30 protein-coding genes and 1 pseudogene are annotated in these 26,755 nt (G+C 36.6%); 4 read left to right on the top strand and 27 right to left on the bottom strand.

All coding sequences use genetic code 11. The features are described from left to right. Nucleotides 1-13: 13 nt before the first annotated feature. The 4 genes from sdaAA to rnz all read right to left on the bottom strand — a co-directional run bounded on the left by sdaAA (nucleotide 14) and on the right by rnz (nucleotide 3,236). Nucleotides 14-892 carry an L-serine ammonia-lyase, iron-sulfur-dependent, subunit alpha gene (gene sdaAA, locus AC0L0O_RS03860; RefSeq protein WP_000489462.1) on the bottom strand — a complete coding sequence of 293 codons (879 nt, stop codon included), beginning with the start codon at nucleotides 890-892 and terminating at the stop codon, nucleotides 14-16. Nucleotides 893-910: 18 nt separating this feature from the next. Continuing rightward, complete coding sequence (gene sdaAB / locus AC0L0O_RS03855; protein ID WP_000877446.1) at nucleotides 911-1,570, bottom strand: L-serine ammonia-lyase, iron-sulfur-dependent subunit beta; 660 nt, start codon at nucleotides 1,568-1,570, stop codon at nucleotides 911-913. A gap of 45 nt (nucleotides 1,571-1,615) precedes the next feature. Further along, complete coding sequence (locus AC0L0O_RS03850) at nucleotides 1,616-1,753, bottom strand: hypothetical protein (protein ID WP_000948153.1); 138 nt, start codon at nucleotides 1,751-1,753, stop codon at nucleotides 1,616-1,618. A gap of 559 nt (nucleotides 1,754-2,312) precedes the next feature. Beyond that, the gene (gene rnz, locus AC0L0O_RS03845) at nucleotides 2,313-3,236 is read right to left on the bottom strand and encodes a ribonuclease Z (RefSeq protein WP_000397440.1); all 924 of its coding nucleotides are present in this window, start codon (nucleotides 3,234-3,236) and stop codon (nucleotides 2,313-2,315) included. 189 nt (nucleotides 3,237-3,425) lie between these two features. Here rnz and AC0L0O_RS03840 point away from each other — a divergent pair, with 189 nt between their 5' ends. Then, nucleotides 3,426-3,677 carry a DUF3932 family protein gene (locus tag AC0L0O_RS03840; RefSeq protein ID WP_000656490.1) on the top strand — a complete coding sequence of 84 codons (252 nt, stop codon included), beginning with the start codon at nucleotides 3,426-3,428 and terminating at the stop codon, nucleotides 3,675-3,677. Nucleotides 3,678-3,709: 32 nt separating this feature from the next. Here the strand turns inward: AC0L0O_RS03840 and AC0L0O_RS03835 are convergent. Beyond that, nucleotides 3,710-3,856: pseudogene (locus AC0L0O_RS03835) on the bottom strand (DNA polymerase IV); the annotation flags it as partial. A gap of 42 nt (nucleotides 3,857-3,898) precedes the next feature. Beyond that, nucleotides 3,899-5,137, bottom strand: a complete 1,239-nt coding sequence (locus AC0L0O_RS03830; protein ID WP_001208841.1) for a DNA polymerase IV — start codon at nucleotides 5,135-5,137, stop codon at nucleotides 3,899-3,901. Nucleotides 5,138-5,281: 144 nt separating this feature from the next. Here AC0L0O_RS03830 and AC0L0O_RS03825 point away from each other — a divergent pair, with 144 nt between their 5' ends. Further along, nucleotides 5,282-5,482 carry a hypothetical protein gene (locus AC0L0O_RS03825; RefSeq protein ID WP_000805066.1) on the top strand — a complete coding sequence of 67 codons (201 nt, stop codon included), beginning with the start codon at nucleotides 5,282-5,284 and terminating at the stop codon, nucleotides 5,480-5,482. A gap of 43 nt (nucleotides 5,483-5,525) precedes the next feature. Here the strand turns inward: AC0L0O_RS03825 and AC0L0O_RS03820 are convergent, their stop codons facing one another. Together AC0L0O_RS03820 and AC0L0O_RS03815 are read right to left on the bottom strand one after the other, a co-directional pair. Continuing rightward, on the bottom strand, nucleotides 5,526-6,644 hold the full coding sequence (locus AC0L0O_RS03820; RefSeq protein ID WP_000609811.1) for a tripeptidase T: 1,119 nt from the start codon (nucleotides 6,642-6,644) through the stop codon (nucleotides 5,526-5,528). A 127-nt stretch (nucleotides 6,645-6,771) separates the two neighbouring features. Further along, nucleotides 6,772-7,317 (bottom strand): GNAT family N-acetyltransferase, encoded by a 546-nt coding sequence (locus AC0L0O_RS03815; protein ID WP_001995506.1) that lies wholly within the window; start codon nucleotides 7,315-7,317, stop codon nucleotides 6,772-6,774. Between the two features lie 189 nt (nucleotides 7,318-7,506). On the opposite strand from AC0L0O_RS03815, the gene prli42 reads away from it, so the two are divergent. Continuing rightward, nucleotides 7,507-7,599 carry a stressosome-associated protein Prli42 gene (gene prli42 / locus AC0L0O_RS03810; protein ID WP_000549038.1) on the top strand — a complete coding sequence of 31 codons (93 nt, stop codon included), beginning with the start codon at nucleotides 7,507-7,509 and terminating at the stop codon, nucleotides 7,597-7,599. 72 nt (nucleotides 7,600-7,671) lie between these two features. Here prli42 and AC0L0O_RS03805 read toward each other — a convergent pair whose 3' ends face one another. From AC0L0O_RS03805 to AC0L0O_RS03720, 18 genes are all read right to left on the bottom strand, one after another. Then, nucleotides 7,672-7,911, bottom strand: coding sequence for a DUF3894 domain-containing protein (locus AC0L0O_RS03805; RefSeq protein WP_000281165.1), 240 nt, complete (start codon nucleotides 7,909-7,911; stop codon nucleotides 7,672-7,674). Nucleotides 7,912-7,977: 66 nt separating this feature from the next. Further along, complete coding sequence (locus tag AC0L0O_RS03800; RefSeq protein ID WP_001146553.1) at nucleotides 7,978-8,538, bottom strand: L,D-transpeptidase; 561 nt, start codon at nucleotides 8,536-8,538, stop codon at nucleotides 7,978-7,980. 16 nt (nucleotides 8,539-8,554) lie between these two features. Continuing rightward, a complete protein-coding gene (locus AC0L0O_RS03795; RefSeq protein WP_000472686.1) occupies nucleotides 8,555-9,523 on the bottom strand; it encodes an aromatic acid exporter family protein in 969 nt (322 codons plus the stop codon). A gap of 100 nt (nucleotides 9,524-9,623) precedes the next feature. Continuing rightward, a complete protein-coding gene (locus tag AC0L0O_RS03790) occupies nucleotides 9,624-10,346 on the bottom strand; it encodes an amino acid ABC transporter ATP-binding protein (RefSeq protein ID WP_000590197.1) in 723 nt (240 codons plus the stop codon). After that, a complete protein-coding gene (locus tag AC0L0O_RS03785; protein WP_001046917.1) occupies nucleotides 10,339-10,998 on the bottom strand; it encodes an amino acid ABC transporter permease in 660 nt (219 codons plus the stop codon). Before AC0L0O_RS03785 ends, AC0L0O_RS03790 begins: the two co-directional genes overlap by 8 nt. 36 nt (nucleotides 10,999-11,034) lie before the next feature. Beyond that, the gene (locus AC0L0O_RS03780; RefSeq protein ID WP_000735482.1) at nucleotides 11,035-11,814 is read right to left on the bottom strand and encodes a transporter substrate-binding domain-containing protein; all 780 of its coding nucleotides are present in this window, start codon (nucleotides 11,812-11,814) and stop codon (nucleotides 11,035-11,037) included. 249 nt (nucleotides 11,815-12,063) lie between these two features. Further along, nucleotides 12,064-12,477 carry a BrxA/BrxB family bacilliredoxin gene (locus tag AC0L0O_RS03775; protein WP_001998211.1) on the bottom strand — a complete coding sequence of 138 codons (414 nt, stop codon included), beginning with the start codon at nucleotides 12,475-12,477 and terminating at the stop codon, nucleotides 12,064-12,066. A 142-nt stretch (nucleotides 12,478-12,619) separates the two neighbouring features. Next, complete coding sequence (locus AC0L0O_RS03770; RefSeq protein ID WP_000366596.1) at nucleotides 12,620-13,027, bottom strand: YjdF family protein; 408 nt, start codon at nucleotides 13,025-13,027, stop codon at nucleotides 12,620-12,622. Between the two features lie 122 nt (nucleotides 13,028-13,149). After that, nucleotides 13,150-13,614 (bottom strand): NUDIX hydrolase, encoded by a 465-nt coding sequence (locus tag AC0L0O_RS03765; RefSeq protein ID WP_001984100.1) that lies wholly within the window; start codon nucleotides 13,612-13,614, stop codon nucleotides 13,150-13,152. 166 nt (nucleotides 13,615-13,780) lie between these two features. Then, nucleotides 13,781-14,959, bottom strand: coding sequence for an FtsW/RodA/SpoVE family cell cycle protein (locus AC0L0O_RS03760; protein WP_000831192.1), 1,179 nt, complete (start codon nucleotides 14,957-14,959; stop codon nucleotides 13,781-13,783). Nucleotides 14,960-15,300: 341 nt separating this feature from the next. Next, the gene (locus AC0L0O_RS03755) at nucleotides 15,301-16,620 is read right to left on the bottom strand and encodes a dihydrolipoamide acetyltransferase family protein (RefSeq protein ID WP_000257639.1); all 1,320 of its coding nucleotides are present in this window, start codon (nucleotides 16,618-16,620) and stop codon (nucleotides 15,301-15,303) included. 15 nt (nucleotides 16,621-16,635) lie between these two features. Beyond that, nucleotides 16,636-17,619, bottom strand: coding sequence for a 3-methyl-2-oxobutanoate dehydrogenase subunit beta (gene bfmBAB / locus AC0L0O_RS03750; RefSeq protein ID WP_000290076.1), 984 nt, complete (start codon nucleotides 17,617-17,619; stop codon nucleotides 16,636-16,638). Between the two features lie 13 nt (nucleotides 17,620-17,632). Beyond that, the gene (gene bfmBAA, locus AC0L0O_RS03745; RefSeq protein WP_000852555.1) at nucleotides 17,633-18,634 is read right to left on the bottom strand and encodes a 3-methyl-2-oxobutanoate dehydrogenase subunit alpha; all 1,002 of its coding nucleotides are present in this window, start codon (nucleotides 18,632-18,634) and stop codon (nucleotides 17,633-17,635) included. A 27-nt stretch (nucleotides 18,635-18,661) separates the two neighbouring features. Beyond that, on the bottom strand, nucleotides 18,662-20,083 hold the full coding sequence (gene lpdA, locus AC0L0O_RS03740) for a dihydrolipoyl dehydrogenase (protein WP_001051291.1): 1,422 nt from the start codon (nucleotides 20,081-20,083) through the stop codon (nucleotides 18,662-18,664). 4 nt (nucleotides 20,084-20,087) lie between these two features. Next, entirely contained in the window at nucleotides 20,088-21,191 is a 1,104-nt protein-coding gene (gene buk / locus AC0L0O_RS03735; protein WP_000115773.1) for a butyrate kinase, read from the bottom strand. Between the two features lie 87 nt (nucleotides 21,192-21,278). Continuing rightward, nucleotides 21,279-22,379 (bottom strand): leucine dehydrogenase, encoded by a 1,101-nt coding sequence (locus AC0L0O_RS03730; protein ID WP_001162675.1) that lies wholly within the window; start codon nucleotides 22,377-22,379, stop codon nucleotides 21,279-21,281. Nucleotides 22,380-22,413: 34 nt separating this feature from the next. Next, nucleotides 22,414-23,313, bottom strand: coding sequence for a phosphate butyryltransferase (gene yqiS, locus AC0L0O_RS03725; RefSeq protein WP_000763075.1), 900 nt, complete (start codon nucleotides 23,311-23,313; stop codon nucleotides 22,414-22,416). 195 nt (nucleotides 23,314-23,508) lie between these two features. Further along, complete coding sequence (locus AC0L0O_RS03720) at nucleotides 23,509-25,581, bottom strand: sigma-54 interaction domain-containing protein (protein WP_000810994.1); 2,073 nt, start codon at nucleotides 25,579-25,581, stop codon at nucleotides 23,509-23,511. A gap of 136 nt (nucleotides 25,582-25,717) precedes the next feature. Here AC0L0O_RS03720 and AC0L0O_RS03715 point away from each other — a divergent pair, with 136 nt between their 5' ends. Further along, nucleotides 25,718-25,951: a DUF2627 domain-containing protein gene (locus AC0L0O_RS03715; RefSeq protein ID WP_001190187.1), complete on the top strand. Its 234-nt coding sequence runs from the start codon at nucleotides 25,718-25,720 to the stop codon at nucleotides 25,949-25,951. Nucleotides 25,952-25,999: 48 nt separating this feature from the next. On the opposite strand, the gene AC0L0O_RS03710 is transcribed toward AC0L0O_RS03715, so the two are convergent. Further along, nucleotides 26,000-26,728 carry a glycerophosphodiester phosphodiesterase gene (locus AC0L0O_RS03710; RefSeq protein WP_000172561.1) on the bottom strand — a complete coding sequence of 243 codons (729 nt, stop codon included), beginning with the start codon at nucleotides 26,726-26,728 and terminating at the stop codon, nucleotides 26,000-26,002. Nucleotides 26,729-26,755 lie beyond the last annotated feature (27 nt).

Below are 26,755 nucleotides of genomic sequence, written 5' to 3'. Positions count from 1 at the left end.
TAAACATATATTTTTAGTTATTCGTCTTCCCAAAAATCTCTTCTTGCAGACGACGACCAGTCGGTGTTGCTGCAAGTCCACCTTCTGCTGTTTCACGAAGTGCTACTGGCATCGTTTGTCCGATTCTAAACATTGCCTCAATTACTTCATCACATGGAATGGTACTCGTTACACCAGCTAATGCTAAATCAGCTGAAATCATCGCATTTGCAGCTCCTGCTGCATTACGTTTTACGCAAGGTACTTCTACAAGTCCTGCCACCGGATCGCATACTAAACCAAGCATGTTCTTTAATGAAATTGCCATCGCTGTAGCTGCTTGGTCTTGTGTTCCACCAGCCATTTCAACTGCAGCCGCGGCCGCCATTCCACTTGCTGAACCAACTTCAGCTTGGCATCCTCCCGCTGCACCAGAAATACAAGCATTATTCGCAACAACCATACCAAAAGCTCCTGCTGTAAATAAAAATTCAATCATTTCTTCACGTGTAGGCTGCAACTTTTCTCTTAGTGCAAATAGTACACCTGGCACTGTTCCAGCAGACCCTGCTGTTGGTGTTGCACAAATAATTCCCATCGCTGCGTTTACTTCATTTGTTGCAACAGCTTTACTCACCGCGTCCAAAATCGTATCTCCAGATAAGCCTTTTCCGCTCTTCATATACGCCTGAACTTTTACAGCATCTCCGCCAGTTAAACCAGTTGGTGATTTCACACCGCGAATACCACGTTCTACTGCTTGCTCCATCACGACTAAGTTCTTTTCCATACCAGCGATTACTTCTTCACGTGAAATACTTCTTGTTTCCATTTCACATTGAATCATAATTTCTGCGATTTTTACATTTTGTTCTTTAGCTTGCGCCACTAGTTCCGCTGCGTTCCGAAACATGGTGTGTCCCCCCTGCAATTATTCCATAATAGTTACTTGACAAATATTTTGTTGCGCTTTTATTTCTTCAATTACTTCATCTGCTAATATTTCATCTGTTTCGATGACCATTAGTGCTCTTCTTCCTTTTTCTTTACGAGAAACACTCATTGTACTAATGTTAATCTCGTGTTTCGCAAGGATTGAGGCTACTGCTGCAATAGCACCGAAGCGATCGTTATTTACAATAAGTAGTGCTGGACTCGTGCCTGATAATTGAAGATCGAATCCGTTTAATTCTACAACTTCAATTTTACCGCCACCAATTGAGCAAGCAACAACTTCAATTTCTTCTTCACCTTTATACAAACGAATTCTCGCTGTATTTGGGTGAGGTGCATTTGCATCTTCTTCAATGAATTCCACTTCAATTTCGCGCTCTTTTGCTATCTCTAGCGCCTCTGGAATACGTAAGTCATCTGTTTCAAATCCTAATATCCCACCTATTAGCGCTACATCTGTACCATGCCCACGATACGTCTTTGCAAATGATCCATATAATGAAATGCTTACTCTTTCTGGTTCATGACGAAACAGCTGGCGAGCAACTTGCCCCATTCTTGCTGCACCTGCTGTATGTGAACTTGATGGACCAATCATAACTGGACCAATAATATCAAATACTGAGCGATACTTCATTATAACTCCCCCTAAACCTCTATGAAAAAATTTTTTACTATTCTATTAAGCTACCGGATTGGTTGCTTTTCCAGTTGTACTACGAATTTGTCCCGCGGTACGAATTGGATCGTTTTTGAATAACAGTGAAGCGATATATCCTGAAATAATACCAGTTATCATATGAAATAAGAAACTTAGCATTACCTTCATTTACACATAATATAAGATAATCTACAGTAAAGTCTTGTAGCAATCCAAAGTTTAACACAGAACCCCTTACAAGCATAGCACAAACAAGTGAAACGCCCATTGCTTTCATACCTTTTGATGCCTTAAAGCTAAAAAGTGAAAAAGACTTCATACGAATAATAGTAATGTCCTTCCTATTATAATTTCCATATTGCTCTCTCATAATTTATTCAACTTCACTTGTTATGATAAACGTCTCAAACACATGTAGCCTACAGTAAATTATAATCTGTCCTCATTATAGCTTGTTTTTAATAAAACGCTTACTTTTAATGAATTTTAAAAGTTCTGAATAACAATCCGTTTTTGCTATTTGTACTACTCGTATGTCGTCTGACTTATATAACAGTTTTTCTAAATACTCGATACTATGTAGTTTTATCTTATATCTTTACATCATTAAAATTTTCTGTTTCATCCTATATAAGCATAAAATGATAACAGTTTTATTTTTATTTTTTTTAGAAATAAAAAAATGGCAACCTTTCGTCACCATTTTTTCACAACATTATTATCTGTCCACTGGAAATGATTTTAAATCTGTAGCTATTTCTGTATTAGAAAATAGCTCTCTTGCCTCTTTCAATAATTCCTTATATGTATCTCCTTGATAACGAGAACTAATATGAGTCAATATTAATCGTTTTGCATTTGCCTGAAGTGCAATACTTGCAGCTTGCTTAGATGTGGAATGAAAATAATCATATGCTTGTTGTTCATCTTCTGCCGCAAAAGTTGCTTCATGAACAAGTACGTCAGCGTCTTGTGCTAGCTCTCTACTCGCTTCACAATATCTCGTATCACCTAAAATGGTAATAACTCTTCCCTTTTGAGGTGGGCCGATAAAATCGTTTCCGTTTAATATCGTACCATTTTCCAATTCAACCACTTCTCCATCTTTTAAACGTTTAAAGAGTGGGCCTGGTTTCACACCGATCTCCAGCAATTTATCGACTAAAAGGGCGCCTTGTATATCTTTCTCTATAATACGATACCCAAAACATTCAATACCGTGTGACAATCTTTTCGTTTCCACATGAAATTCATTATCTTCAAACACAGTACCTTCTTCTGTTATCTCAACAATTTCAAGCGGGTATTTTACATGTGTCGTGCTTACTGATAATGCAACTTCAATAAACTGTTTAATTCCTTTTGGTCCATACACTGTTAAAGGTGTAGTCCCTCCTTGGAACGAACGGCTTCCTAATAAACCAGGCAAACCAAAAATATGATCACCATGTAAATGCGTAATAAATATTTTTTCAATGCGGCGTGGACGTACTGATGTATGTAATATTTGATGTTGCGTCGCCTCACCACAATCAAATAACCAAGTCTGTCCTCGTTCTTCTAACAATTGCAAAGCAATTGCCGAAACATTCCTTCCTTTTGAAGGAACACCTGCACCAGTTCCTAAAAATACAAATTCCACTTTCTTTCCTCCAGCTCTTTATATAATCTATCTTTCATCTTACGGAATGTTATTTCAAATGGCAAATCGAATTTACATAACCAATCATCTAGACAACTATATATCACGAACGTTATACTTAAAAAACTTAGCAATCGTTCGTGTTTTATGTTAAAATGATTATACTACATTTTAAGGGAGCGTTTTATTATGAAAGAAGCATTTCGTTTACAAACTGATTTTTCATCTTCATTTGATCGCTGGGTAAGTTCTTTCGTGTCTGATCACCCAGCACAATTAGAATGGACGACTTTGAAAGAATTAATCCATGAATATACAACAACACATACAAATGATTCGTTACCAACATATATTTCTTCAGCTTTCACATATTACGCACAACGCGTTTCAACAGCAAATAACTCAGAGATTGTTATTTTTGAAAATCATACAATCTCTTAATCTATCGTAAAAAGCACTGGTTACAGTGCTTTTTATTTATACTTATTTAGCAAATCGGCATATTCCGTCAAAAAATTTGTATACATACTTAAATCAAATTCATCTAAAATTATCTTTTTACTTGAGTTATTACATAATTGTTTTGCTTGTAGTGCAAAAACGACAATTTGTTTTTTATAAAAATAAAAAGTGTCATGATATGTACAGCTTCATGACACCTTCTACATAAACTTACTTTCTAATTTTTGCTGAAAAGACTTTTCTTGCTTACGTAATAATTGACTACCTCGTTGTAAAAGCGGCATTCCATACTTATCATTAATTTGATCAATGACAGCAAGTAGCGGCTCTTCTTTCGCATCTTCTTCAAATGAAAACAAATCTAATTGTTTCACCGATTCAGTCTTCCACTCTATTTCAGTAGCTGTAACACCTAATAAACGAACGGAATCACCGTCCCAATGTTGCTTCCATAAACGAGAGGCTGCTTGAAAAATATCTCGTTCTTCCCAAATGGCATTTTTCAATTGCTTACTCCTCGTTACTGTCCGCCTATCATGATATTTAATCATAATTTGAATATTATAGCTGACAAGAGTTCGCTTTTGTAATCTTTTACTCACTGATTTTGATAGCCTTTGTAACATATCAAGTAATTCTTTCTCTTCATCCATATCCTTTGAAAAAGTCATCGAGTTACCAACACTTTTATGTTGACCCATTTGACTCGGATCAACTTCCCTATCATCCATACCTTTTGCCCGCCTTTGTAAATCAACACCATGCTTTCCAATTTTAGCGCGAATGATATGTTCGTTTCCTTTTGCTAACTGCTCAATGGTTTGTATATGAATATCATTCAATTTCTCAGCTGTTTTTTCTCCAATTCCATGCATCGCTCCAACCGGAAGTGGCCAAATCATTTCTGGAATATCTCGTTTTCGGAGCACGGTAATACCGAGAGGCTTTTTCATATCAGAAGCTGTTTTTGCTAGGAAAAGGTTCGGAGCAATCCCGATGCTACACGGAAGCTGCAATTCTGTTAATAACGCCTGCTGAATCATCTTTGCTATTTCAAGAGGTGAACCAAGTGCGTAACAGTCTGTAATATCTAAATACCCCTCATCTATAGAGACTGGTTGTATTTTTTCCGTAAAACGGGAAAGAATTTGAAACATTTGAAATGAAGCTTCGCGATATAATGTAAAATTAGGGCGCCTTACAATTAATTGCGGACATAACCTTTTCGCTTCCCAAAGTGGCATCGTTGTACGTATTCCATATTCTCTCGCCTCATAACTACATGTTATGATAATTCCTTTTCTTTCTTTTTCATTTCCAGCAACCGCTAACGGCTTCCCTTGTAATGATGAGTCATGAGCAATTTCAACAGATGCGAAAAAACAATTCATATCTACATGTAAAATAACACGACCTTTTTTTGGATACATTTCTCGCATAGTACTCACCCCCTAATCAGAACGTTCGTTCTTTTATTATAGCAAATTTTGCACAATAATTATAATTATTACTTGTTCTTTTCCATCATATTTATTGCTATAATTTAAATGAAGTGGATATTTTTGTAATTAGGGGTGATTATTATGAAACCAACTGATAAACTCAATTATACGTTTCTCGTAATTATACTAATCGTCGCAATCAATTATTTACTTCTTCCTATATTTGATATAAACATAGCTGGTTTCTTTCCTCGTCTAGTCCATGTAGTAACAACTTACATACTGCCATGGATTTTCTTGTATTGGCTTATCCGCCTTGTAAAAGCAATCGAATCAAAGTAAAAAGCGTGTAAATCACAATTGATTTACACGCTTTTTTGTTATATTATTTCGCTACTTCCTCTATGATTGCAACAACTAATTCTGCTGTTTTCGCTAATTCTTCAACAGGAATCTTTTCGTTTGTTGTATGAATTTCTTCATAACCAACTGCTAAGTTAACTGTTGGAATTCCGTGTCCAGCAATTACGTTTGCATCACTTCCGCCACCACTTTGGTGAAGAGAAGGTGTACGACCAATTTTTTCAGCTGCGCGTTTTGCAACTTCTACAACGTGATCCCCATCAGCAAATTTAAATCCTGGGTACATAACCTTTACTTCAACATCTGCTTGGCCGCCCATTTCTTTTGCAGTTGTTTCAAATGCTTCTTTCATTTTCGCAACTTGTACTTCCATTTTTTCATTGATTAAAGAACGCGCTTCTGCAAAGATTTGTACATGATCGCAAACGATATTCGTTTGTGTACCACCTTCAAAACGTCCAATATTTGCAGTTGTTTCAGAATCAATACGACCAAGTGGCATCTTCGCAATTGCTTTCGCTGCGATTGTAATTGCAGATACGCCTTTTTCCGGTGCTACACCTGCATGAGCTGTTTTCCCGCGAATAATCGCGTTCACTTTCGCTTGTGTTGGAGCTGCAACAACGATTTCGCCAACTTTCCCATCGCTATCTAACGCGTAACCATATTTCGCTGTAATGCGCTCACGATCTAATGCTTTTGCACCAACAAGACCAGATTCTTCTCCAACTGTAATAATAAATTCAATTGTGCCGTGAGGGATATTTTTCTCTTTTAAAACACGGATTGCTTCAAACATTGATGCTAATCCCGCTTTATCATCCGCACCTAAAATCGTAGTACCATCTGATACGATATATCCATCTTTAATAGAAGGCTTAATTCCATTACCAGGAACTACTGTATCCATATGAGAAGTAAAGTAAATTGTATCAACACCATCTTTTGTTGCTGGTAATGTACAAATTAAGTTACCTGCACCATGCCCAGTAACAGCCATTGTGTCATCTTCAAATACTTCTACACCTAAATCTGTAAATTTCTTTGTTAATACTTTGCAAATTTCTGCTTCAAATTTCGTTTCAGAATCTACTTGTACTAATTCCATGAATTCATTTACTAAACGTTCTTGATTAATCATAAGACTGCGCCTCCTGCACTACCATTATGTATGTAACACTATTAATTATAACAGAATTTCGCAAAAGTTTCGAAATACAAGACAAAAAACAGACGGTTTATATGTCTAGATAACCATCTGCTTTCTATTACTCATTCAACAATACCCAGCGCATATGATCTTCCCACACTCCATTAACCATTAACATTTTCCTAGACACGCCCTCATACTGAAAACCTATCTTCGTCACTACTTGTATAGATGCTAAATTTCGTGGCATAATCGGTGCTTCTATACGATGTAATTGAAATTCCTCAAAAGCAACTTGAATAGCTTTTCTAAGCGCTTCTGTCGTATAACCTTTGTTTAACTCTTCCTTATCTAATTTATAACTGAGTACACAAGATTGGTAAATTCCGCGAACGATTAAATTAAAGGAAATACATCCAATTATTTTCGTATCATCACCCTTTTTAAAAATCCATAATCTAATGATTTTACCTTCTGCGAACTCTTTTCTATCCTTTTGTAACTTTTTCTTTTGATAATCTAACGTAAAAAAATCCTCTGGTCTATACTCTTCCCAAGCTTTTAAAAATTCACGATTTCTGTCGTAGTATTGAAGAACTTTTTCAGCATACGACTCATCAATTTCCCTTAAATGTAAACGATCTGTTTCATATATTTTCATCATCGTATCTCCATTCTTCAGCTTGCATAAAAAAAACTTACAATCTATCCTTCTAATATATTCTCTACGTACATACAAATTTCCTGTTATACTTTACACATACTTCTCGAATTTTGTCATTTCTCTCCCCTTGTCCACAATATCATTTCTCGTTACAATGGATATTGTACTGATTTGCAAGGAGGTTTAACGATGCATAAAAAAGCTCAAAAAGTTATGATTTATGTAATGCTAATTTCTATGCTTGTAACAACATTACTTGCTGGCGCAAGTATGTTTTGGTAAAAAGGACGATGTATTCGTCCTTTTTTTACTTTTTACACATAATAAAATAAACCATCTCGAAATCGAGATGGTTTATTTTATGTAAAGCACAATCGCTACAATACTAAAAGAAAATGACATTACAAGTGCTATTACAAAACTTGTATATTGTTTCTGCTGGAATGCTCCAATAACAAAAGTAAGATTGAGTAATGCCATACATACAATTGCTACAAGATACGAACATATATTAAAAGTTGCCAATATGAATGTAATAATAAATAGAAATCCCATAAAAAACTGCATATACGAAAGCTTTGGATTCAAGTACATATGAGCAACCCCTTTATCTAATTTTATCTTTCTATACTCTCATTAACGCATGGTTATGTACACATGTCAAGACAACTTATTCCATATGAAAAAGCCAACCTTTTCGTTGGCTTTTTCATATGCAACGGCTCCTTTTTCTTTTGCCAATTGCTGAAATGATTTTTTCGATTTTACAATCCATACTTTCGTTCCAATTGGAATGCGATCAAATAAATACTCCACATCGTTTTTCTTCATTCTTATACATCCTTGTGAAATATACTTTCCAATTGAACTCGGTTGGTTCGTTCCATGTATTCCATATTTACTTCCATCCGTTCCTCTTGCATTAAACCCCATCCACCTAGATCCAAGTGGATTTTTCGGTGATCCCCCAGGAATATTCTTCGCAATATAATATGGGTCCTTTGCTTTCATTACAATATCAAAAGTTCCCTCTGGGGTTAATTCATTTGTTTTCCCTGTCGCGACTGGAAAAACCTTTTGAATCTTTCCATCGTCAATATAAGCTAGTTTATTCGTCGCTTTATTTACAATAATGAAAGGATCACCGGCACGCGGATTCTCACCAAGAGGCCAAATAGGCGATAAAGAAAGACATAATATGAAAGAGAGAAGATACGGCATAAACAATTCCTACCTTCTATATAAGTTCTTTTATATTATCCTTTCCCTTAAAACGACTTTTAATGAGTAAATATTGCTCCATTTCATACACAAGTTGAACAAGTTTCGCACGTATTTCAAATTCTTCACGTGTAGCCGGCAATGGCATATCTCTAAATAATTCTCTCATTTCTTGAAGCTGTCTTAAAGAAATAACTCCGGTACTCTGAGGGCTAATAGCATTTCCAATGTTTTCAACCACATCCGCAATCATATCAGCTTGTTCATATGTCCACGATAAAGAAGCTGCTAACGGAATCATTCGCTCTAAAATTTCGAATTGTTGCATGCGCATATTGAAATAGCGATAGTAATAGTCATCTTCTCGCATAAATGCATTCTCAAGTTTCTTAAACGATAAATCTCTAGCTTCATTTAGCATCTGTTCAGTTTCAATAAGTTCTGCCCCGCTCCAACTACTTTCTCGGTTTCGTAAATACACAACCATTTCAAACAAAATCGTTTTAAAATTATTTTCTATTTTCTCTTGATACTCTTTTAGCTTATTTTCACTACTTGGCATATACATATTTACTAATAGAGCCACGCTAATCCCTATCGTTAATATAGCAATTTCATTCCCAACAATAAGCCATGTAATTTGTTTCAATGAATATAGGTGCATCACAATAACTGAACTCGTGACAATACCTTCTTGAATTTTGAGCATAACTGCAGTCGGAATAAATGTAAGTAATAGTACGCTAATTGCTAGTGGTGTATATCCAATTGTTTCAAAAATACAAAACGCGAACACCATTGATAATACACAAGCTAAAAAACGATGTAATGATACTTGAAGTGATTTACGTTTCGTATTTTGTACACATAATATAACTAAAATACCCGCTGAACTATAAAATTCTAACCCTAATAACTGGGCAATAAAAACGGCTGCGCCTGTCCCTATTGCTGTTTTTACTGTACGGTATCCAATTTTGAACATATCATTGCTCCTATATGTATAAACGTATTTACAGTTAGTATAAAAAAAGGATGACACAATGTCATCCTTTTCTACTTATTATTCACGTAACCTTTACATATTACAATATTTTTTGTAAAAATTGTTGCGCACGCTCACTTTTCGGTGCTGCAAAAAATTCTGCTGGCGCACTATCTTCTACAAGCTTTCCACCATCTAAAAAGAGAACACGATCTGCTACTTCTTTTGCAAATCCCATTTCATGTGTAACAATCGCCATTGTCATTCCTGTCGTAACTAATGATTTCATAACTTCTAACACTTCTTTTACCATCTCTGGATCTAGTGCAGATGTCGGTTCATCAAATAACATTACTTCTGGTTCCATTGCTAACGCTCTTGCAATTGCTACACGTTGCTTTTGTCCTCCTGAAAGACGATTCGGATACGTATCTTTTTTATCTAATAAGCCGACCTTTTCTAACAGTTTTTCGGCTTTCTTTTCAGCTTCTTGTTTCGTTACTCCTTTTACATTGATAGGAGCATACGTAATATTTTCTAATACAGTCATATGAGGAAATAGGTGAAAATGCTGAAATACCATTCCGACATTTTCACGAACGTGCATAATATTCGTTTTCGGATTCGTTACTTCTTCCGTTCCAATCCAAATGTGACCATTTGTCGGTGCTTCTAACACATTCATACAACGTAAAAATGTTGATTTCCCTGATCCAGACGGTCCAATAATTGCTACTACTTCCCCTTTTTCAATCGTTGTTGTAATTCCTTTTAATACATCGTTTTTTCCAAATGATTTATGAAGGTTTTCAATTTTAATCACTTTTCTTCATTCTCCCTTCAATTGCTTTCCCGACTAATGTAAGAATAATGACTAGCATATAATAAATGAGTCCAACAAAAAGTAATGGTTCAAGGTATTTAAAAGTCTCCCCGCCTACGATGTAAGCACGGCGCATTAAATCCGTCGCGCCTATTACTGTTACTACAGCCGATTCTTTCGTAAGTGTCGCAAACTCGTTCACAAGTGCCGGTAATATATTTTTTAAAGCTTGAGGAAAAATGATATTTCGCATCATTTTTCCGTATGGAATTCCTAAAGCCATCGCTGCTTCTGTTTGTCCTTTATCAACCGCTTGAATGCCAGCACGGATTACTTCTGACATATATGCACCTGAATTTAAGCTAAATGCAAGTACAGCTGCTAAAAATGCCGGTATTTCATAACCAATTATTTGCGGGACACCGAAATAAATAATCATTAATTGCAATACAAGTGGTGTACCACGGAAAATTGATGTATAAAGGTCTGCCGCTATATTTAATGCTCGTATTCTAGCAATTTTGCAAAGTGCTAATAGCGTTCCTAAAATAAACCCTGCTAAAGCTGATACTGCTACAATTTTCAAAGTAACTTCTAGACCTTTTAATATATACGGTATCGAAGGCGTAATCGCCGAAAAATCTAAGTTCATTCTTTTCATTCCCCTCACAGAAAAGTGAAAGGCAGCTTATTTTTCGCTGCCAAACCATTTCTTCACTAATTTATCCATTTCTCCATTTTCTTGCATTTTTTTAATTACTTTATTAAATTCAGCTGTTTTATCACTGTTTTTCGGAAGGGCAATTGCTGCTCCAACTTCTTCTGGAGCTTCTTTAATTTCAATTCCTTGTAAATCTTTCATTTTCTCTAAATAATTTTTAGCAACTGTGTCTTCTATAATTGCAGCATCAAAACGACCAGCTTTAATTTCTTGTACGATTTCTGGTATACGGTCACGTCCCTCAACTTTGAAATCTACTTGTTTTTTAAATTCTGCTGCTTTCTCTTCTTGAATAGATCCTGTTTGTACTCCTACTTTTTTCCCTTTTAAATCCTCTACAGATTTAATGTTAGAGTCCTTTTTAGAAACAACCATGTTTTTTGCAACAAAATAAATATCTGTGAAATCAACATTATTTTTACGCTCTGCAGTTGGCGTCATACCTGCCATTACGAAATCAACTTTTCCTGAGCTAAGAGATGCTAATAAACCACCAAAATCCATATCTTTCACTTTCACTTCATAACCAAGTTCTTTTCCGATATATTTAGCAACATCAACATCAAAGCCGATAATTTCATCACTTTTTGAAGCTTCTACGTATTCATACGGTTTATAATCTGCTGAAGTCCCCATAACGAGTACTTTTTTATTTTTTCCAGTAGCCTTTTCTTCCCCGTTACTACAAGCACTGAACATACTTACAATTAAAATAAGTACAAACGATATTGATAATAACTTCTTCATATTTCTTCCCCCTAATGATGTATATTTAAAAGTTTAATAGAATATTTATTCGATGTTTGTATTGTATCAGCACTTTTATTTTTATGCAATATATAAAATAAAAATAAATAAAAAATCATTAAAATCACTGTTAATAATGCATAAAATGATGCATAAAACAACCAACTACTGTATATCCTATCATTTTGAATAACAAATAAAAAAGGCGCTACACCCACTTAATTGTGAGCGTAGCGCCTTTTCAATTTTTTATAGTTCTTCGCAATTCTCTTCGAAATACGATTGTAGTTTTGCAATAACTTGCATCGGTTCATGACCTTCAATTTCATGACGTTCTACCATCGTTACAATTTTTCCATCTTTTAATAAAGCAAATGATGGAGAAGAAGGTGGATACCCTTCGAAATATTCACGAGCTCTTGCTGTTGCTTCTTTATCTTGACCTGCAAACACCGTTACAAGATGGTTAGGACGTTTATCATAATGTACAGAATGTGCAGCAGCAGGACGAGCAATACCACCTGCACAACCACATACAGAGTTTACCATTACAAGTGTTGTTCCATTTCTTTTAAACGCTTCGTCTACTGCTTCTGGCGTCGTTAATTCTGTATATCCAGCAGAAACAATCTCTTCACGCGCTTGGCGGACAACATCATTCATAAAAAAGTTAAAATTAATCAATCTTTTCCCTCCTCTAAAACTACCTATTTGTATCTTACCAGTTAATGTTTATGAAATACAAGTAAGTTTACTTGTATTTGAGCATAGAAAAGGTGTTAGAGCCCTGCTCTAACACCTTTTCTTAATGACCACGATGTTTTTGCTTTGCTTTTTGTACTTTGATTAAACGTCTTCTTTGTTTTTCAGCCTCTCGCTTCTCCTTAGATTGCACTTTCTTTTCTTGTTTATGCAGTTCATAAGATAAGCTAATTGCCTCTTGCGCCTTAGTAAAGCGGTTTACATTTACTTCTTTTGCTGCTTGTCGTATGATCCGCTTTATATTTTTTGGACGCTGTTTTTCTTGCACTTCCACGCCACATTTTGCAAAATGCTGAAAATACGCTAACATTGAACCGTTCACAAAGATAAGTACTTCTTCATCTGAAGGTTCCGTTCCAAAGATATACCTTGCTCCATACAACTTCCCTTTTTCTTTACATGTAATAATTCCTACAAAAAATTGACCATCGTGATATACTGTCAAATCCATTGACAGCCCCTCCTTTAAAAAATTAGAAATACGGGACATCCCGGAGGGGGAAGGTTACTGACATGAAATCATGCGTCTGGACTACCAACCAGTACTGTGTTTTTGTATTTCTTTCACTATTATTATATCTTTTTTTCCATAATCTTCATATATTCACTTATCATTTTTTTATGTGATCCTACAATATAGTCAGGTAGTTCTGTTAGTGGGAAGAATGTAAGCTGAACCGCTTCTTCTTTGTTCATAACAAAATCTCCATCGTATTCATCTGTATAATAAGCAGTCGTTACAGATTGAAATTCATCACCGTTTGCTAATTTTGTAAAATAATTCGCTCCAGAAAACACATTGATTAATTGTAGGTTCTTCACTTCTATTCCCGTCTCTTCGTATACTTCACGGCAAGCTGTTTCTTCTGGTGATTCACCAAGCTCCATGAGCCCGCCTGGCAGCCCCCATTTTCCGTACGGCTCTGTTCTTTGCTGTAATAAAACATATCCATGTTCATTTATAACGAGTACAACAGCACCAACTAAAATTAAAGGGCGATGACCAACAATTTTCCGTAATTCTTCTACATATCCCATCGTATCCCTCCTTTTTCGTTGTCCACACTATTGTATCATATGTATGAAACGACAAAATGCGTATATTTTTCATTTTTTTAACAAAATATTTATTTTATGTGCTTCATCTACTGTAGCTAACATATATGTAAAAAAGCTGATTCGTTTAGAAACGAATCAGCTTTTTTTACTTAACGGAAAACATATACTTTTTATACGTTTTTCGTACCGATAATATGAGACCCATCATAATCATATTCGAGAACAAGGAACTTCCCCCATATGATAAGAAAGGTAATGCAATACCTTTTACAGGCATTAATCCAACGATCATACCGATGTTTTGGAATATTTGAACCGTTAATATCCCAATTGACCCAGCACATAATAATGTACCGAATAAATTATCAGCAGAATAACCGATAATAATTGTTCTATATAGTAGTAATAGGAACAAGAAGACAACTAACGCTGCTACGATAAATCCACCTTCTTCGGCAATTGTAGCGAAAATAAAGTCAGTATGCTTCTCAGGGATATAGACGTTCCCTTCTCCAAATCCTTTCCCTTCCATACCGCCACTACCTACAGCTAAAATCGATTGCTGTGTTTGATAACCTTGATCTGTATGTTCAAATGGATCTAACCAACCTAAAATACGTGATTGTTGGTGAGGTTTTAGTAACGTAACTAACTTATTAAAGAAGAAATCCTCATACCTTACGTAAATAAATATTAACGTAGATAGTATGGTGACTGGAATAACTGTACATAACGCTATCAATTTCTTCTGAATACCTGACATAAATAAAATACATGCAATTGCAGCAGCATATAAGAACACCATCCCTGTATCCGGTTGGCTATATACAACAGCCATCGGCGGGAGGGATACTAACACAATTTTACCTACTAATTTTAAGTCCGTTTGGAATGTCCTTGCCATATACTGCGCATTATGTTTCACTGCTATACTTGCTACTACGAGAAGCAATGAAATTTTGAAAAACTCAGATGGTTGAATTTGTCCAACTAACGGAAATACAAACCATCTTTTTGCACCTAATTTTTCAGGTGTGAAAGTGGAAACCGGTAGTATTTTTAAAAGAATAAGTGAAGCAAATCCAGCGATATAAAGTGGCCAAGACAATTTTTGTAATTGATCTAAGTCAATGCTTGCAACAAGCAATAACAATACAACCCCAATTATGTAGTTCAAACCCTGTTTCATTGCAAAGTTTGCCTCTCCATATTGGCCAGTTTGCTGACTGCTATATATAGCAGCTATACTCGTGACACATAATGCAAACAAAATTAATATTAATTTTACATCTAAACTTTTTAGAAACTCGGTACTTCTTTTCATGACATCCTCCTGAAACATTGTTACAGCAAAATAAAAAACCAGGAGTCAACATTCTGCATGTTTTGACGACTGATTACACATTATCTATAAAACACTTATATAGAATAACTCTCTTTTTCATACAATACAATATATTATACTACAGTTTCGTCAGTAAGATTTGCCAAAAAAATTATTCTTTTCTTATTTTATATCCATATACCATATATCAGCAATGTATTTTCATAAATTCCTAATACATAATCGTTCATTGTAAGATTACTGGGAAAGGTATTATACATATAGTAGGATGTAGATGAAGAAATAAGATGATAAAAAGCTCGCATAAGCGAGCTTTTTATTTAATATACAGATGTATTATTTTCTGACGTATTTTCTAAAATTTCTTTTACACGTCCTAAGAACTTACCACAAATTAAACCATCTAGTACACGGTGGTCGAGTGATAAACATAAGTTAACCATGTCGCGAGCACCGAACATACCATTTTCCATAATTACTGGACGTTTTACAATTGATTCAACTTGTAAAATAGCCGCTTGTGGGTAATTAATAATACCCATAGATTGAACAGAACCGAATGATCCTGTGTTATTAATTGTAAATGTTCCGCCTTGCATTTCGTCCGCTTTTAACGATTTCGTACGTACTTTTCCTGCAAGTTCTGTAATTTCACGAGCGATACCTTTAATTGTCTTCTCGTCCGCGTGTTTAATTACTGGTACAAATAGTTCGTCCTCTGTCGCAACGGCGATAGAAAGGTTAATATCTTTCTTCTGAACGATTTTATCGCCAGCCCACATTGAATTAATTTGAGGGTACTCTTTTAACGCTTGTGCTACTGCTTTTACGAAGAAAGCAAAGAACGTTAAGTTAAAGCCTTCGCGTTTTTTGAAATCACCTTTAATTGAATTACGGTATGACACAAGGTTTGTCACATCTACTTCAATCATCATCCAAGCGTGTGGCGCTTCGTGTTTACTACGTAACATGTTCGCTGCGATTGCTTTACGCACACCTGTTACTGGAATTTCGATATCGCCAGGCATTGTTGGTACAGAAACTGGTTTCGCAGCTTCTACTTTTTGTGCTACTGGCGCTGCTTTTGGTGCTTCTGGACGCGCTTCTACTACTGCCGCTACCGCTTCCTCTTTCTTCGCCGCACCTGCTTGCGGAATATTTCCTGATTCCACTAGCTTTAAAATATCTTTACGAGTGATACGGCCGTTTGCTCCCGTACCTTCTACTAGATCTAAATCAACGTTATGTTCACCTGCAAGTTTTAACACAGCTGGTGAAAAACGAGGTTTTCCATCAGTTGGTTGTTTTGCTTTCGGTGCTTTTTCAGGCGTAGCTACTTCTGCTTTTGGTGCTTCTTTTGTTTTTTCCTCAACAGCTGTTGCTGCTACTTCATCTGCGCCTTCTACTTGAATCACACAAACTACTTCACCTACAGCTAACGTATCACCTTCACCAGCGATCAACTCTTTCACAATACCAGTGAAAGAAGATGGTACTTCAGCATTTACTTTATCAGTCATTACTTCTGCAAGCGGATCATATTTGTTTACGTGATCGCCAACATTAACGAGCCATTTACTAATTGTACCCTCTGTAACGCTCTCCCCGAGCTGAGGCATTGTAATATTTTCTACAGCCATGTATAGTCCCCCCGATTAAAATTCCGCAAGTTCACGCATTGCTTTTTCAACTTTATCTGGATTTACCATAAAGAATTTTTCCATTGTTGGTGCATATGGCATTGCTGGAACGTCTGGACCCGCAAGACGTGCGATTGGTGCATCTAAATCAAACAGACAGTTTTCAGCAATAATTGCTGCCACTTCACTCATAATACTTCCTTCTTTATTGTCTTCTGTTACAAGAAGAACTTTACCTGTTTTAGAAGCTGCTTCAATGATTGCTTCTTTATCTAATGGATATACAGTACGTAAATCAAGAATGTGTGCAGAGATGCCATCTTGTGCTAACTTTTCAGCTGCTTGAAGAGCAAAATGAACACATAATCCGTATGTGATAACAGTAATATCATCACCTTCACGTTTTACATCCGCTTTTCCGATTGGTAATACGTAATCATCTTCTGGCACTTCACCTTTAATTAAGCGATATGCACGTTTATGCTCAAAGAATAATACTGGATCTTCATCACGAATTGCAGCTTTTAGTAAGCCTTTTGCATCATATGGTGTAGAAGGGATAACGATTTTTAAACCAGGTTGGTTTGCAAACATCGCTTCTACAGATTGTGAATGATACAACGCTCCGTGAACACCGCCGCCAAATGGCGCACGAACTGTAATTGGACAAGTCCAATCATTATTAGAACGGTAACGAATTTTTGCTGCCTCAGAAACAATTTGGTTTACTGCTGGCATGATGAAATCCGCAAACTGCATTTCAGCGATTGGACGCATTCCATACATTGCTGCACCAATTGCGACCCCAGCGATTGCAGATTCTGCAAGTGGTGTATCTAGCGCACGATCTTCACCAAATTGATCATATAATCCGTGTGTCGCTTTAAATACGCCACCTTTTTTACCAACATCTTCACCTAAAACGAATACTTTCTCATCGCGTTCCATTTCCTCGCGCATTGCTAATGTAATAGCATCAATATAAGACATTACAGCCATGAAACGTTCCCCCCTATTCTGCGTATACGTGCTTCAATGCATCTTCAGGTGCTGCATACGGAGCATTTTCTGCATATTCTGTTGCTTCGTTTACGATATGCATAATTTCGTCTAACATTTGTTTTTCAGACTCCTCAGTTAACACGCCAACCTCTTTTAAATAAGCAGCAAATGTTACAATTGAATCATTTTTCTTCGCTTCTTCTACTTCTTCTTTATCACGATAAACACGATCATCATCGTCACTTGAATGTGCTGTTAAACGATATGATACTGTTTCAATTAAAGTTGGTCCTTCACCACGGCGGCCACGGTCTGCTGCTTCTTTTACAGCTTTATATACCGCAAGCGGATCGTTTCCGTCTACTGTATATCCAGGCATACCGTATCCAATTGCACGGTCTGATACATTTTTACATGCTAATTGTTTTTCAACTGGAATAGAGATTGCGTATTTATTATTTTCACACATGAAAATAACAGGTAACTTGTGTACGCCAGCAAAGTTTGCACCTTCATGGAAATCACCTTGGTTAGAAGAACCTTCACCGAATGTAACAAACGTTACTAAATCTTTCTTTTCCATTTTTCCAGCTAATGCAATACCAACTGCATGTGGTACTTGCGTTGTTACTGGAGATGAACCTGTCACAATACGATTTTTCTTTTGACCGAAGTGACCAGGCATTTGACGACCACCAGAGTTTGGATCTCCAGCTTTCGCGAAACCAGATAGCATCAGTTCTTTCGCTGTCATACCAAACGCTAGTACAACACCCATATCACGGTAGTATGGTAATGCATAATCTTTCTCTCTATCAAGAGCAAATGCTGCTCCAACTTGTGCTGCCTCTTGTCCTTGACAAGAAATTACGAATGGAATTTTACCAGCACGGTTTAATAACCACATACGTTCGTCGATTTTACGTGCAAGTAACATCGTACGGAACATTTCTAATACTTGCTCATCACTTAAGCCAAGCTCTTCATGGCGCTTTTCTTTTACTTCTGCCATTTTTCATAACCTCCTAAATCCACATTTTTATGCGTGTAACGCTTTTCCATCTACAGCTAATGCTGCTTCACCAATCGCCTCAGATAATGATGGATGCGGATGAATTGTATGTGCTACTTCCCAAGGTGTTGCATCAAGTACTCTTGCAAGACCTGCTTCAGAAATCATATCTGTTACATGTGGTCCAATCATATGAACACCGAGAATGTCATTTGTTTCTTCATCAACTACAAGTTTTACGAAACCATCTGATTCGCCGTATACAAGTGCTTTCCCGATTGCACGGAATGAGAACTTACCTACTTTTAACTTATAGCCTTTTTCTTTCGCTTCTTGTTCTGTTAAACCGACAGAAGCAACTTCCGGACTGCTATATACGCATTTTGATACCATAGAATAATCAATTGGTGTAACTTCTTTACCAGCAATATGTTCTACTGCAACAATTCCTTCATGAGAAGCAACGTGAGCAAGCTGTAAGCCACCGATTACATCACCGATTGCGTAAATATGAGATTCTTTCGTTTGATAAAACTCATTTGTTTGAATGTATCCTTTTTCCACAACGATATCCGTATTCTCTAAACCAATATTTTGCGTATTGGCTTGTCGTCCTACAGATACAAGCATTTTTTCTGCTTTAAATTCTTTATTCTCACCGTTATGTTCAGCTTGAATTGTTACTCCATTATCTTTTACCAATGTTTCTGGTAATACTTTTGCACCAGTTACCACTTTAATACCTTTTTTCTTGAATAGACGTTGCATTTCTTTTGAAACGTCTTGATCTTCTAATGGTAGTATCGTTTTCGCATACTCTAATACTGTAACTTCTACACCGAAGTCAGCAAGCATAGATGCCCACTCGATACCAATTACACCGCCACCAACGATAATAATCGAGCTAGGAAGCGTTTCCATTTTTAGGGCATGATCGGAAGACATTACATACTCTCCGTCTAATTCTAAACCTGGTAATGAATTCGGACGAGAACCTGTTGCAATAAGTACATTTTTTGGAATTAACATTTCATTCTCTTCTCCACTTGCAAGTTCAACTGAAATTGTCCCTGGCATCGGAGAGAAAATAGATGGGCCAAGAATACGGCCAATACCTTCAAACACATCAATTTTACCTTGTTTCATTAAGTGCTGAACACCTTTATGAAGTTGCGTTACAATCTTCTCTTTACGCTCTTGTACTTTCGCAAAGTTTAGTTCTACATTACTTGCAATAACCCCGAACTCTTCGCTTTTTTTAGCAGTTGCGTATACTTCCGCACTACGTAAAAGGGCTTTACTAGGAATACATCCTTTGTGTAAACAAGTACCACCAAGATTTTCTTTTTCAACAAGTGCAGTTTTTAAACCTAGTTGTGATGCACGAATTGCAGCAACATATCCGCCAGTACCGCCGCCAACGATGACTAAATCATATTCTTTTGCCATTATCTCAACCCCTAGCTACCGTTTCTTTTTCACGTACAATATATTCTTTTGGAGCTTCTTCTTCACGTAGTACACGAAGTGCCCCTTCTGCTAATGCTTGTAATTCATCTTCTCCTGGATGTACGATAACATCTGCAATCCAGTCTACTCGTTCTTTTATTTCATCAACAAGAATTTTACTATAAGCAAGTCCACCAGTTAATACGATTGCATCGATTTTCCCGTGAAGTACAGCGCTAGCTCCGCCAATCTCTTTTGCAACTTGATATGCCATTGCCTTATAAATAAGAGTTGCTTCAGGATCACCTTTTTCAACCATTTGTTCTACTTTAATCGCATCATTTGTACCGATAAGACTTACAAGTCCACCTTGTCCGACAAGTTTTTTAACCATTTCATCTCGGTAATACTCACCAGAGAAACACATTTCAACTAGTTGTCCTACTGGTACTGTACCAGCACGCTCTGGGCTAAATGGTCCTTCTCCGTTTAAGCCATTATTCACATCGATAACTTTTCCTTTTTTATGAGCACCAACTGTAATACCGCCGCCCATATGTGTAACTAATAAATTTAAATCCTCATATTTGTGGTTTAATTCTTCAGCTACTTTACGAGCAACTGCTTTTTGATTTAATGCATGGAAAATACTTTTACGTTCCATACCAGCAATACCACTTATACGAGCAATCGGCTCCATTTCATCTACAACGACAGGATCTACAATGAATGCCGGAATATTTAATCCAGAAGCTATTTCATATGCTAAAATGCCCCCAAGGTTTGAAGCGTGATGACCACTAAAACCATTTTTTAAATCTTCTAACATCGCATCGTTTACTGTGTATGTTCCGCCTTCGATTGGACGAAGTAATCCCCCGCGTCCACAAACTGCGTTTAATTTTGAAATGTTAATACCGTGAGAATGTAGAACTTCTAAGATCGTTTCTTTACGAAACTCATATTGGTCGATAATTCGCTTATATTTTCCAATCTGTTCTTCATCATGACGAATAGTTTCTTCTAAAACGGGTCTTTCATTATCAAAAACACCAATTTTTGTGGATGTACTACCCGGATTAATAACAAGAATTCGATTTACAGACACTGTTGCTACCTCCACTAATAAATTCAAAAGGAGGTGGAAACCTCATAAGAGGTAACCACACCTTTTGTAAAAGTAATATATGAATGATTAGCGACGGCTAATAATGTCGTGACCGTTGCGTAAGTATGTGCTACGAGAGTTTTTCAAGCTTGCAATGCGCTCTTCAGCTAGACGATCAGCTGCTACATAAGTTGCAATGCCATCGCGTTTTGAAATTTCGATTACTTTTGCAATTGTGTCATAAATTGATTCTACGCGTTTTAATGCACGTTCTCTATTGTATCCATATAACTCGTCTGCTACGTTAATTACGCCACCTGCATTAATTACATAGTCTGGTGCGTATACAATACCCATTTCATGAATGATGTCACCGTGACGATCTTCTTTTAATTGGTTATTTGCAGAACCTGCAATTACTTTTGCTTTAAGTTGTGGAATAGTTTCGTCATTAACTGTTGCGCCTAATGCACATGGTGCGTAAATATCACATTCAACACCGTAAATTTCATTTGGCTCAACTGCTGTTGCACCGAATTCTTCTACTGCACGTTGTACAGCTTCTTTATTAATATCAGTAACAATTAGTTTTGCTCCTTCGGCGTGTAAATGTTTGCATAGGTGGTATGCTACGTTACCAACGCCTTGAACAGCAATTACTTTTCCTTCTAAGTTATCAGTACCGAAAGCCTCTTTCGCAGCAGCTTTCATACCACGATAAACACCGTATGCAGTTACTGGAGATGGGTTACCAGAAGAACCGAATGATGGTGAAATACCTGTTACAAAGTCAGTTTCTTCGTGGATAATATCCATATCATCTACTGTTGTACCAACATCTTCAGCTGTAATGTAACGTCCGTTTAGTCCTTGAATATAACGACCTAATGCACGGAACATCGCTTCGCTCTTATCTTTACGTGGATCACCGATAATTACTGTTTTCGCACCACCTAAGTTTAAACCAGCTGCTGCGTTTTTGTATGTCATCCCTTTTGCAAGACGCAATGCATCTTCAATCGCCGCTTCTTCAGAATCATATGTCCACATTCTTGTTCCACCAAGAGCAGGTCCAAGTGTTGTATCATGAATTGCAATGATTGCTTTTAAACCTGATTCTTTATCTTGACAAAATACTACTTGCTCATAATCATATTTTTCTAAGTATTCGAAGATTTCTAATGCCATTGTCGTTTCCCCCTAATGTTTTACCCTATTTGGTTTATTTTGAAGCAGTGGCAACTGCCAATGCTAATGAATATACTTTTGTTTCTGCTGAATCAGCACGAGATGTTAAAACAATCGGTGCTTTTGCGCCAGCAATCATTGCTCCTACTTTTGCATCCGCAAAGTATACGAGTGATTTATATAGCACATTTCCAGCTTCAATTGTTGGGACGAGTAAAATGTCTGCCTTACCTGCTACATCACTTACTATGCCTTTATGTTCTGCTGCAATTTGTGATACTGCATTATCTAAAGCAAGTGGTCCATCAACGAAACAATTTTTAATTTGTCCGCGGCGATTCATTTGAGTTAACATCGCTGCATCAATTGTCGCTTGCATCGCAGGATTCACAACCTCTACCGCTGCAATTGGTGCTACCTTTGGCAAATCAATTCCTATTGCCCGGGCAACTTCTACAGTATTTTGTATAATAGCAGCTTTTTGTGTTACATCAGGTGCAATGTTCATCGCTGCATCTGTAACAAAAATGAGACGATTGTAGTTTGGAACTTCAAATGTTGCAACGTGTGAAAGTACGCTACCTTTACGAAGTCCCCACTCTTTATTTAATACAGCTTTCAAAATATTTGCTGTTGGGATGTTCCCCTTCATAAGCACATCTGCTTCGCCATTTCTTACAGCTTTAACAGAAAGTTCTGCAGCCTCAGCACTTGACTGTGCTGCAATCACTTCAATATGTTCTGAAGTTTGTAAACTATGTTCTTGTAGCATCCCCATTATTTTTTCTTGATTTCCATATAGACGAAATTGAGCTAGCTGTAATGTAATTGCTTTCGCTACAGCTTCAATTACTTCATGATCTTCAGCTACTGCTACAGCCACAGTTTTTTTAGGCTGTCCTGCCGCTTGATCAATTAAGTGTTCTAACTTCATATTTTGTAATCAACCCTTTCCGTCGTCCCTCGTCTTTTTATTAAGCAAATACCGTGCCAACTTTTTAAAGTGGTCTTACCAATAATGAAAACGCATTCAAAACACAGTAAAATCAATACTTTGGAAAATAACAAAAGATTCTGTCTTATTTTGTCAGTTTTTGTATACCATGCAATAAATTGCACGGTACGCAATTTATTGCATGCTATTTTTTGCACACTCATATTTTTCTAGCTTGTAATATAAATTTCGAACCGAAATTCCTAACGCTCTGGCTGTTTTTGTTTTATTTCCACCAAACCTCTCTAAATATTCATGAATGATATTCCCTTCAAACTCCGTCACTAAATGCTCAAGTGGCTTTTCTTCTAACTCAGGTAATAAATGAGCTTGCTTTGACTCCACCTGCTCTTCGTTATGTAATGGCGGTAAATGTTGTACATCAATATAGGTCTCGTTATAATTCATAAAGATAATAGCTCTCCCTAAAATATTTTCAAGTTCCCTCACATTCCCTGGCCATTCATATGATTGTAAATATGAAATAGCCGAATCGGTGAGCCCCTCTATATTTCGACCATAATCCTGATTAATTTTTTGAATTAATCTGTCTGCGATTGCCGGTATATCCCCTTTTCGCTGACGAAGAGATGGAATTTGAATTGGAATTTTATTTAATCGATAATATAAATCCTCCCTAAACTCTCCTTCTAAAATGGCTTTTTCTAAATTTACGTGCGTCGCTGCAATTACTCTAACATTAATAGGGATTGCTTTCGTTCCACCAACTTTTACAATTTCTTTCTCTTGCAAAACGCGAAGGAGTTTCGCTTGCGTATTGGCAGATAGTTCCCCTATTTCATCTAAAAAGATACTGCCGTTATTCGCTTCTTCAAAGAATCCACGTTTTCCGCCTCTTTTCGCGCCAGAAAATGCACCTTCCTCATAACCGAACAATTCACTTTCTAACAACGTCTCCGAAATAGCCGCACAGTTTACACGAACAAACTTATTATACTTTCGATTACTTCCATTATGGATAGCATGCGCAAACAATTCTTTACCTGTCCCAGACTCCCCGCGTAACAACACTGTTGCTGGTGTATTCGCCCCAAGTTTCGCCTGTTCAATAGCAGCCGTTGTTTCATCTGAATTTCCGACAATGTCATCAAATGAATATTTTGCTTCTAACGTTCGAATAATTTGCCTTGCTCTATTCAATTCATTTGTTAATTTTTGAATTTCTGATACGTCGCGAATTACACCGACGCTCCCTTTCAATATTCCATCCACAATGACTGGTGCTACGTTTACAATTACATCTCGCTTTTTTTGTCCAATTTTCATATGTATACCTCGTACCGCTCTACGTGTTCGAAGTACTTTCATATGCATACTTTCACCTTCTACAATATCAGTTGTAGCCGGCTTCCCAATAATGTCCTCTTCTGTTAAGCCTGTTAATTTCGTATACGCAGGGTTAATTACTAATCCTCTTCCTTTTTCATCCACGACCGAAATCGCTTCCTCAGACGAGTTAATAATCGCCTCAAGTAACGTTTGAATCTCCTTTAAATCTGTAACTTCTTCCGCAAGATCTACAACTTCTGTTATATCTTTAAAAATTGCAAATGCCCCTTGTACCTCTCCTCCCTCTTTTAATATCGGAATACGGGTTGTAATAATTTTCTTTTCATTCTCCAGCGTCAGTTCATAATTCACTTCTATTTGTTTCGTACGTATAATACGAAGCAACTTACTAGTCGGAATAACTTCTAAAATATATTTCCCTATCGCATCTTCTTTTTTATACCCGATAATACGCTCTGCACTTTTATTAAATAGACGAACTTGTCCCTCTCGATCAATGACAATCATACCGTCATGCGTAGAATTTAAAATTAAATCCCCTTGCTGCGTCTGTTCTTCTAACTTTCCAATTAAATCTTCCTTTTCATGCGCTAATCTCGTAACAATTTTTGCAATATCACCCGGTATAAGAAGAGTATCTTTATGCTTTTTCTTTAGTAACTCTTTATGTAAATTATCATCACCTGTCATATCAAACATTACATCAATATGCATAGAAAGAAACGGCGTTACACTCTCTCCAATCGTAATTCCATATTCCTTAGCCATTTGCAATCCTTTTGCTACCGGATTTATATCAATAATCCCTATAATTTGAAATATATTCGAACTTTGCAACAGATTCAGCAGTGTACTGCCACCTTCACCTGCACCAACAATTAAAACTTTTTGTTTCATATATTACACTTCCTCTCGAAGTATCCCTGCAAAATTTTTCACACCCTTATCTTACTCGTTCAGCCCCCTCTTGACAAACCCCCTTTTCATATAACATCATTAAAATAAACAAAATAATCTGAAAAGGAGCATTTATATGCAGCGTTACCTTGCTCTATTATTAGCACTCATCCCCATTTCATTAGCTGTGTTTGGTATTAAATTAATGAGAGATACTGTATTCGGGATTCTATTTCCTCCACTCTCCATACTTTGGTTACAATTTTTAATTGGCGCTCTTTGCTTCGCGCTCGGGTTTTATATTTTTGGCGGTTTCGTCTTACACCGAGACCGTAAACGAAATAAAGTACAAGCTCGCTTTAGAAGATAGGAAAGTCCTACTATTTATAAATAAAAAATGAGACCGCTTGTAACGGTCTCATTTTTTTATTGGCAATAATGTTCTTGCCATTTCAGGATAATCAGTAATAATCGCCGATATATTCATATCAAAATATTTACGCATAAGTGTTTCTTCATTAATTGTATAGGGCCGAACTTCTACATCACTTTCCATCGTTAATTCAGCAATGGCATCTTGAAGATAACGATAATTCGGATGCACTGCAGTAGCTCCCATCTTTTTTGCATATGCCCACGGGCTATGCAGGCCTTCACGATATAAAATCGCTGTTTGAATATCAGGAGCCATCATATGACACCTTTTCATACTGTAATGATTAAATGAAGAAAATATAACACGATCCTCTAGATTAAATTTCCGTACAAGCGTTATAACTTCTTCCTCTAAACCTCTGTATGGAATTTTATTATTTTTAAGTTCAATATTAAGTAGCAACTCTGTTTTTTCAATCCATTTTAATACCTCTTCTAAAAGAGGTATTTTACAAAATCCTACTTTATCACCAAATTTATAACTCGCATCTAATTTACATAAATCCTCATATACATAATTTCGAACCGCACCTTTTCCATTCGTTGTCCGATTCACTGTTTCATCATGAATGACGACAACCTTTCCGTCTTTCGTTAATTGAACATCCAGCTCAATTCCATCTGCCTTAAAAGATTCAGCTGCTTCAAATGAAATCATCGTATTTTCTGGGTACGTTCCCGCTGCACCACGATGTGCAAATATAAGAGTCATCCTCACTCCCCCAATCTTATGCTATAC

This window comes from Bacillus sp. GS3m_15504 (genome assembly GCF_055825275.1).
Note: the sequence above shows the minus strand (reverse complement) of the source record. Positions and strands in the feature narration are given on the sequence as shown.

Bases quoted from the DNA above. Each gene is read 5' to 3' on its own strand.
- sdaAA (WP_000489462.1), bottom strand. From the start codon at position 892: ATGTTTCGGAACGCAGCGGAACTAGTGGCGCAAGCTAAAGAACAAAAT.
- sdaAB (WP_000877446.1), bottom strand. From the start codon at position 1,570: ATGAAGTATCGCTCAGTATTTGATATTATTGGTCCAGTTATGATTGGT.
- AC0L0O_RS03850 (WP_000948153.1), bottom strand. From the start codon at position 1,753: ATGCTAAGTTTCTTATTTCATATGATAACTGGTATTATTTCAGGATAT.
- AC0L0O_RS03840 (WP_000656490.1), top strand. From the start codon at position 3,426: ATGAAAGAAGCATTTCGTTTACAAACTGATTTTTCATCTTCATTTGAT.
- AC0L0O_RS03830 (WP_001208841.1), bottom strand. From the start codon at position 5,137: ATGCGAGAAATGTATCCAAAAAAAGGTCGTGTTATTTTACATGTAGAT.
- AC0L0O_RS03825 (WP_000805066.1), top strand. From the start codon at position 5,282: ATGAAACCAACTGATAAACTCAATTATACGTTTCTCGTAATTATACTA.
- AC0L0O_RS03820 (WP_000609811.1), bottom strand. From the start codon at position 6,644: ATGATTAATCAAGAACGTTTAGTAAATGAATTCATGGAATTAGTACAA.
- AC0L0O_RS03815 (WP_001995506.1), bottom strand. From the start codon at position 7,317: ATGATGAAAATATATGAAACAGATCGTTTACATTTAAGGGAAATTGAT.
- prli42 (WP_000549038.1), top strand. From the start codon at position 7,507: ATGCATAAAAAAGCTCAAAAAGTTATGATTTATGTAATGCTAATTTCT.
- AC0L0O_RS03805 (WP_000281165.1), bottom strand. From the start codon at position 7,911: ATGTACTTGAATCCAAAGCTTTCGTATATGCAGTTTTTTATGGGATTT.
- AC0L0O_RS03800 (WP_001146553.1), bottom strand. From the start codon at position 8,538: ATGCCGTATCTTCTCTCTTTCATATTATGTCTTTCTTTATCGCCTATT.
- AC0L0O_RS03795 (WP_000472686.1), bottom strand. From the start codon at position 9,523: ATGTTCAAAATTGGATACCGTACAGTAAAAACAGCAATAGGGACAGGC.
- AC0L0O_RS03785 (WP_001046917.1), bottom strand. From the start codon at position 10,998: ATGAACTTAGATTTTTCGGCGATTACGCCTTCGATACCGTATATATTA.
- AC0L0O_RS03780 (WP_000735482.1), bottom strand. From the start codon at position 11,814: ATGAAGAAGTTATTATCAATATCGTTTGTACTTATTTTAATTGTAAGT.
- AC0L0O_RS03775 (WP_001998211.1), bottom strand. From the start codon at position 12,477: ATGAATGATGTTGTCCGCCAAGCGCGTGAAGAGATTGTTTCTGCTGGA.
- AC0L0O_RS03770 (WP_000366596.1), bottom strand. From the start codon at position 13,027: ATGGATTTGACAGTATATCACGATGGTCAATTTTTTGTAGGAATTATT.
- AC0L0O_RS03765 (WP_001984100.1), bottom strand. From the start codon at position 13,614: ATGGGATATGTAGAAGAATTACGGAAAATTGTTGGTCATCGCCCTTTA.
- AC0L0O_RS03760 (WP_000831192.1), bottom strand. From the start codon at position 14,959: ATGAAAAGAAGTACCGAGTTTCTAAAAAGTTTAGATGTAAAATTAATA.
- AC0L0O_RS03755 (WP_000257639.1), bottom strand. From the start codon at position 16,620: ATGGCTGTAGAAAATATTACAATGCCTCAGCTCGGGGAGAGCGTTACA.
- bfmBAB (WP_000290076.1), bottom strand. From the start codon at position 17,619: ATGGCTGTAATGTCTTATATTGATGCTATTACATTAGCAATGCGCGAG.
- bfmBAA (WP_000852555.1), bottom strand. From the start codon at position 18,634: ATGGCAGAAGTAAAAGAAAAGCGCCATGAAGAGCTTGGCTTAAGTGAT.
- lpdA (WP_001051291.1), bottom strand. From the start codon at position 20,083: ATGGCAAAAGAATATGATTTAGTCATCGTTGGCGGCGGTACTGGCGGA.
- AC0L0O_RS03730 (WP_001162675.1), bottom strand. From the start codon at position 22,379: ATGGCATTAGAAATCTTCGAATACTTAGAAAAATATGATTATGAGCAA.
- yqiS (WP_000763075.1), bottom strand. From the start codon at position 23,313: ATGAAGTTAGAACACTTAATTGATCAAGCGGCAGGACAGCCTAAAAAA.
- AC0L0O_RS03720 (WP_000810994.1), bottom strand. From the start codon at position 25,581: ATGAAACAAAAAGTTTTAATTGTTGGTGCAGGTGAAGGTGGCAGTACA.
- AC0L0O_RS03715 (WP_001190187.1), top strand. From the start codon at position 25,718: ATGCAGCGTTACCTTGCTCTATTATTAGCACTCATCCCCATTTCATTA.
- AC0L0O_RS03710 (WP_000172561.1), bottom strand. From the start codon at position 26,728: ATGACTCTTATATTTGCACATCGTGGTGCAGCGGGAACGTACCCAGAA.